The organism is Phycicoccus sp., assembly GCF_035325325.1.
In the GTDB taxonomy this organism is placed as follows: Bacteria; Actinomycetota; Actinomycetes; order Actinomycetales; family Dermatophilaceae; genus Phycicoccus.
In genome coordinates this window covers 93757-99877 of record NZ_DAOLAC010000006.1, presented here as the reverse complement: position 1 = coordinate 99877, position 6121 = coordinate 93757, and the positions used below count along the sequence as shown (strand labels likewise).

Genomic DNA, 6121 nt, shown 5'->3' with positions numbered 1-6121 from the left:
CGTCGTCGACGGCCTCGAGCGGGTCGGCGTGGTCCGGCGCCGTCGTCCCGAGCCGGTGCCGCCGGTCCTGCTCGTCCTCGAGCTGCGCCGGCTCGCCGCCGAGGTGCAACGCATCGAGGTGAGCGTCCAGCCGCACCGGGCGGCGCGGCTGGCCGCCGCCCTCGCGGCCTACGACCACGTGCTCGTCCAGCTGTGCGGGCACGCCGAGGTGCCGACCCCCATCGGTCTGCTGCCGCTCGACCCTCGCGACCGGCTCGGGCTCGAGACCGAGCTGGTCGCCTCCGGCGTCGACTGGTGACGGGGTAAGCAGCGTCACGCCCCGGCGGCCTCGTGGCCCCGGAGGGGCTCTGGAAGGATCGCGGCCATGACGCGAGAGTTCACCAGCGTGGGTGTGATCGGCCTCGGGACCATGGGCGCGGGCATCGTGGAGGTGTTCGCCCGCAACGGCATCGACGTCGTGGCGGTGGACGCCGACGAGTCCGGCGTGGCCCACGGCAAGGAGGTCCTCGCCGGCAGTACCGGGCGGGCGCTGCGGCGCGAGAAGATGACGCAGGCGGAGCACGACGCGCTGCACGCGCGGGTCCGCTTCACGACCGACCTCGCCGACCTCGCCGGCTGCCAGCTGGTCGTCGAGGCGGTGCCCGAGCACCTCGACCTCAAGAAGCAGATCTTCGCGCGGCTCGACGAGATCGTCGCCCCTGAGGCCGTGCTCGCGACGAACACCTCGTCGCTGCCGGTCACCGAGATCGCCGTCGCGACCCGCGACCCCAAGCGGGTCGTCGGGATGCACTTCTTCAACCCGGCGCCGGTCCTGCAGTTCGTCGAGGTCATCCGCACCGTCATCACCGCCGACGACGTCTTCGAGGACGTCAAGGCGCTCGCCGAGCGGCTCGGCAAGAAGCCGGTCGTCGTCGGCGACAAGGCCGGCTTCATCGCCAACGCGCTCCTCTTCGGCTACCTCAACCACGCGGTCTCGATGTACGAGTCGAAGTACGCGACCCGCGAGGACCTCGACGCCGCCATGCGCTTCGGCTGCGGCTACCCGATGGGCCCGCTGCAGCTGCTCGACCTCATCGGCCTCGACACCGCCTACGAGATCCTCGACACGATGTACAAGCAGGGCCGCGACCGCCTCCACGCGCCGAGCCCGATCATCAAGCAGATGGTCAGCGCCGGTCTCCTGGGCCGGAAGTCGGGCCGCGGCTTCTACACGTACGCCGAGCCGGGCTCACCCGAGGTCGTCCCCGACGCGTGGACGCCGTCCGGCACCCTGCCGACCGGGGTGGCCCTGCGTGACGTCGCCAGCGTCGGCGTCGTCGGCAGCGGGACGATGGCGACGGGCATCATCGAGGTGTTCGCGAGGGCCGGCCACCCCGTGACCTTCGTCGCCCGCAGCGACGAGAAGGTCGCGGCGGTGCTGACGGCGCTGGGCCGCAGCTGCGCCCGCGCGGTCGAGAAGGGCCGGATGGAGCAGTCGGCCGCCGATGCGCTGCTCGGCCGGGTCGCCGGGGCCACGGGCCGCGAGGCGCTCGCCGACGTCGACCTCGTCGTCGAGGCGGTCGCCGAGGACCTCGAGGTCAAGCAGGACCTCTTCCGCGACCTCGACCGCATCTGCCGGCCGGGAGCCATCCTCGCGACGACGACCTCGTCGCTGCCGATCATCGACTGCGCCAAGGTCACCTCGCGGCCGCAGGACGTCGTCGGCATGCACTTCTTCAACCCCGCCCAGGTGATGAAGCTCGTCGAGGTGGTGCACACGATCTCGACGGCGCCCGACGTCGTCGCCACCGTCCAGGACCTCTGCGCGAGGACCGGCAAGGTGGCCGTCACGTGCGGCGACCGCAGCGGCTTCATCGTCAACGCCCTGCTCTTCCCGTACCTCAACGACGCGGTGAAGATGCTCGAGGCGAACTACGCGAGCGCCGACGACATCGACACCGCGATGAAGACCGGCTGTGGCCTGCCGATGGGGCCGTTCGAGCTGCTCGACGTCGTCGGGCTCGACGTGTCGCTCGCCATCGAGCGCGAGCTCTACCTCGAGTTCCGCGAGCGGGGCTACGCGCCGGCGCCGCTGCTCGAGCACCTCGTGACGGCCGGGTACCTGGGCCGCAAGACCGGGCGCGGCTTCCGTACCTACGCCTGAGCCGCCCTCCGCCCACGGCAGGCAACACGCAGAGCCAGAGTGTCATTCGCCTCCGTGTTGCCTCCCCCCGAGGGCGTGGTCAGGTGATCGAGAGCGTCCGGGGGTCGAGCCCGAGGGCGGCGGCGACGCGCCGCAGCAGGACCCGCCGCCGCGGTGGGTCCGTGTGGTCCTCGGCGTAGATCTCCACGACCGTCCAGCCCTCGTCCCCGAGCAGCCCGGCGCGGTACGCGTCGGCGCTGCGGGCGGCGCGGCCGCCGTGCACCTCGCCCTGGTACTCGCCGACGACTCGCTGCGCCCGCCAGACGAGGTCGCCCTCGGCGAGCCAGCCGCCGCCGCGGGCGTGGAGGGGTGCGCACGGTGCGGGTTCGGGGAAGTCGGCTGCGACGAAGAGCAGCCGGCTGCGCGTCTCCATCGCCGAGCGGACTCCCGGCCGGATGAGGTCGAGGGCCTGGGTGAGAGGTCGTGTTCCGCGCGGGGAGCCCCGGGCGGCGAGCGCGCCAGCCAACGGAGCAACGGCAGCCGTCACGTCGTCGGGGGACCGGTCGACCCCCGGCGGCGCCCACCGGGTGACGACCGCGTCGCCCGCCACCACGAGGTCGTCACGGCCGAGAGCGCGTGGTCGAAGGTCGCCGAGATCGACCCACGTGTCGGCCAGCGAGGTGACCGCGACGCCGTCGAGCTGGTGCACGGTGCGCCGCTCGAGGCCGCGATGGGGCCGACATCCATGTCGTTCGACGCGGCCCCGGCCCGAGGGGCGCATGACGTCGAGGCGGTCGTCCTGCTCGAGCCAGCCCGGTAGGGGCAGGCCCCAGAGTCGGGCAGCGGTCGCGTGGGAGAACACGCAGTCGGGCGGGGGGCCAGCGCGAAGGCCCGCGCCCGCTCGCGGAGGTCGGCGGGCTCGTGGAGGGCTCGGACCCGCTGGGTGATCCGGAGCAGGCGCCGGTCCGGCCAGTCGTGGTCCGCGAGACCGAGGTCGCGGGCCGCCCCGAGCGAGAGCGGCCCACCCGGCAGTGGCGGCAGGTGGCGGGACGGCATGGTCCCGAGAATGGCCGCAGCAGCGGGGTCGGCCGTTGCGTCGTCCACAGGCCCACGGCGAGAGGAGGGAACACGCCGAGGGACCGCGAGCGCGGCCTGCGTGTTGCCTCCCCTCGAGGCGGGAGCGGGAGGGTGGGAGGCCGGGGTCGGTGCGGCGACGGCCTAGGCTCGCTGCGTGAGTCCCGCAGCGTTGCCGTCCCGAGCCCGTGTCGTCGTCATCGGGGGCGGGGTGATCGGCACCTCGGTCGCCTACCACCTCGCGCACGCCGGCGAGACCGACGTCGTGCTCCTCGAGCGCGACCGGCTGACGTCCGGCACGACGTGGCACGCCGCCGGACTGATGACCTGCTTCGGGTCGTTCAGCGAGACGAGCACCCGGCTGCGCCTGTACTCCCGCGACCTCTACGGCCGGCTCGAGGCCGAGACGGGGCAGTCGACGGGCTTCAAGCCGGTCGGGCTGGTCGAGGCCGCCGCCGACCGGGACCGCCTCGAGGAGTACCGGAGGGTCGCGACCTTCCAGCGGCGGCTCGGGCTCGAGGTCGAGGAGGTCTCGCCGGCCGAGATGGCCGACCTCTTCCCCCTGGCGCGCACCGACGACCTCGTCGGCGGCTTCCACGTCCCGGACGACGGCCGGGTCAACCCCGTCGACCTGACGATGGCGCTGGCCAGGGGCGCGCGGGCCCTCGGCGTGCGGGTCGTCGAGGGCGTGCGCGTCGAGCAGGTGGCGACCCGGCCGCGCGGCGCGGTCGAGGAGGTCACCGGGGTCGTCACCGACCGCGGGACGATCGAGTGCGACGTCGTCGTCAACGCCGCCGGGATGTGGGCCCGCGAGCTCGCCGCGCAGAACGGCGTCGTCGTGCCGAACCAGGCGGCCGAGCACTACTACCTCGTCACCGAGCCGATCGACGGGATGAGCCCGGACGCACCGGTCTTCGAGGACCCGGCCTCCTACGGGTACTACCGCGAGGAGGGCGGCGGGATGATGGTCGGGCTCTTCGAGCCGGAGGCCGCCGCCTGGAAGGTCGAGGGCATCCCGCGCGACTTCTCCTTCGGCACGCTGCCGCCCGACACCGACCGGGTCGCCCCGTTCCTCGAGAGGGCGATGGCTCGCGTCCCGGTCGTCGAGACCGCGGGCATCCGCACCTTCTTCTGCGGCCCCGAGTCGTTCATGCCCGACCTGTCGCCGGGCGTCGGCGAGGCTCCGGGCATCCACGGGTACTTCGTCTGCGCCGGCCTGAACTCGGTCGGCATCCTGTCGGCCGGCGGCCTGGGCCGCATCCTCGCGCACTGGGTGGTGTCCGGCCGGCCGGACGTCGACGTCACCGGCATCGACGTCGCCCGGTTCCGCGAGCACCAGCTGCTGCCGGAGCACCGGCGGGCGCGCACCGCGGAGGTGCTCGGGACGGTGTACGCGGCGCACACCCCGGGGGTGCAGCTGACCACCTCCCGCGGCGTGCTCCGGTCGGCACTCCACGAGCGGGTCGTGGCTGCGGGCGGGTACCTGCGCGACGTCTCGGGCTGGGACGCCGCGGCGTGGTACGCCAGCCCCGGCGAGACCCCCGCCGCGACCCCGACGTGGGGACGCGCGCCGTGGTTCGAGCACTGGTCCGCCGAGCACCGCGCGGTCCGCGAGGCCGCCGGCCTGTTCGACATGTCGTTCATGGCCCGGTTCGCCGTGCGCGGGCCGGACGCGCTCGCGGTCCTCGACCGGCTCTCGGCCGGCGACCTCTCGCAGGACGGCCGGATCACCTACACGCAGTGGCTCGCCGAGGACGGCGGGGTGCTCGCCGACCTCACCGTCACCCGGCTCGCGGCGGACGACCTCCTCGTCGTCGCCTCGGACACCCAGCACGAGCAGGTCCTCGGCCTGCTGCGGCGCGCGCTCGGCGACGCCGAGGTCACCGTCACCGATGTCACGCACGACGTCGCGATGCTCAGCCTCCAGGGACCGGCCTCCCGAGCTGTGCTCGGTTCCGTTGCGCCGGAACACGACTGGACCGATCCCTCCTTCCCCTTCCGGGCGGCGCAGCGGGTCACCATCGGTGGGGTCGAGGTGCTCGCGGTGCGCATCACCTACGTCGGCGAGCTCGGGTGGGAGCTCTACGTGCCGTCCGGCGCGGCGACCGGCGTCTGGGACCTCCTCCTCGAGCACGGGGGGGCGCACGGGCTGCGGCCGGCCGGTCTCGCAGCCCTCGGCAGCCTGCGGCTCGAGAAGGGCTACCGCGACTACGGCCACGACCTCGACAACACCGACGACGTGTGGGGCGCCGGCCTCGCCTTCGCCGTCGCCCTCGACAAGCCCGGCGGGTTCGTCGGCCGCGACGCCGTCGTCGGCGCCAAGGAGGGCAGGCCGCCGCGGCACCGCATCGTCTCGCTCGTCGTCGAGGACCCGCAGCCGCTGCTGTTCCACGGGGAGGTCCTGCTCCGCGACGGTGAGCCGGTCGGCGACGTGCGGGCCGGGTCCTACGGCTGGACGGTCGGGGCGGCGGTCGGTCTGGCCGGCGTCGCGCACCCGGACGGCGTGACCCCCGACTGGCTGCGCACCGGCGCGTGGGAGGTCGAGGTCGCCGGCACGCGGTACCCGGCGAGAGTCTCGCTGCGACCGCCGTACGACCCCACCTCCGCCCGGGTGCGCGGCTGACCGGGACACTGGGGACGTGCCCCGTGCCAACCGCCGCCGCCGCGACCTCGACGCACGCCCGCTCGCGGGCTCGACCGAGGTCGCGACCGAGACCTGGCGCGGGCGGCCCTGGCACGTGCGCCGGCTGACCGGCGCGACGTCGACTCGCGAGTACCGCTGTCCCGGCTGCCACCAGGGCATCCCGGCCGGCACCGCGCACGTCGTCGCCTGGCCGGCCAGCGGGATCGGTGGCGTCGAGGAGCGCCGGCACTGGCACACCCGGTGCTGGGCGGCCCGGGCCGCCGCCCGCCCCTGAAGGGTGA

At 74.2% G+C, this 6121-nt stretch carries 5 protein-coding genes; 4 read left to right on the top strand and 1 reads right to left on the bottom strand.

All coding sequences use genetic code 11. The features are described from left to right. Together PKA89_RS06440 and PKA89_RS06435 are read left to right on the top strand one after the other, a co-directional pair. Positions 1-298 (top strand): hypothetical protein (locus PKA89_RS06440; RefSeq protein WP_324417741.1); only part of this gene is annotated, 298 nt, incomplete at its 5' end. 66 nt (positions 299-364) lie between these two features. Next, a complete protein-coding gene (locus PKA89_RS06435) occupies positions 365-2143 on the top strand; it encodes a 3-hydroxybutyryl-CoA dehydrogenase (protein WP_324417739.1) in 1779 nt (592 codons plus the stop codon). A 79-nt stretch (positions 2144-2222) separates the two neighbouring features. Here the strand turns inward: PKA89_RS06435 and PKA89_RS06430 are convergent, their stop codons facing one another. Next, positions 2223-2831, bottom strand: a complete 609-nt coding sequence (locus tag PKA89_RS06430) for a hypothetical protein (protein ID WP_324417737.1) — start codon at positions 2829-2831, stop codon at positions 2223-2225. Positions 2832-3353: 522 nt separating this feature from the next. Here PKA89_RS06430 and PKA89_RS06425 point away from each other — a divergent pair. Then, a complete protein-coding gene (locus PKA89_RS06425; protein ID WP_324417735.1) occupies positions 3354-5819 on the top strand; it encodes an FAD-dependent oxidoreductase in 2466 nt (821 codons plus the stop codon). A gap of 16 nt (positions 5820-5835) precedes the next feature. Beyond that, on the top strand, positions 5836-6114 hold the full coding sequence (locus tag PKA89_RS06420) for a hypothetical protein (protein ID WP_324417733.1): 279 nt from the start codon (positions 5836-5838) through the stop codon (positions 6112-6114). Positions 6115-6121: the final 7 nt, after the last annotated feature.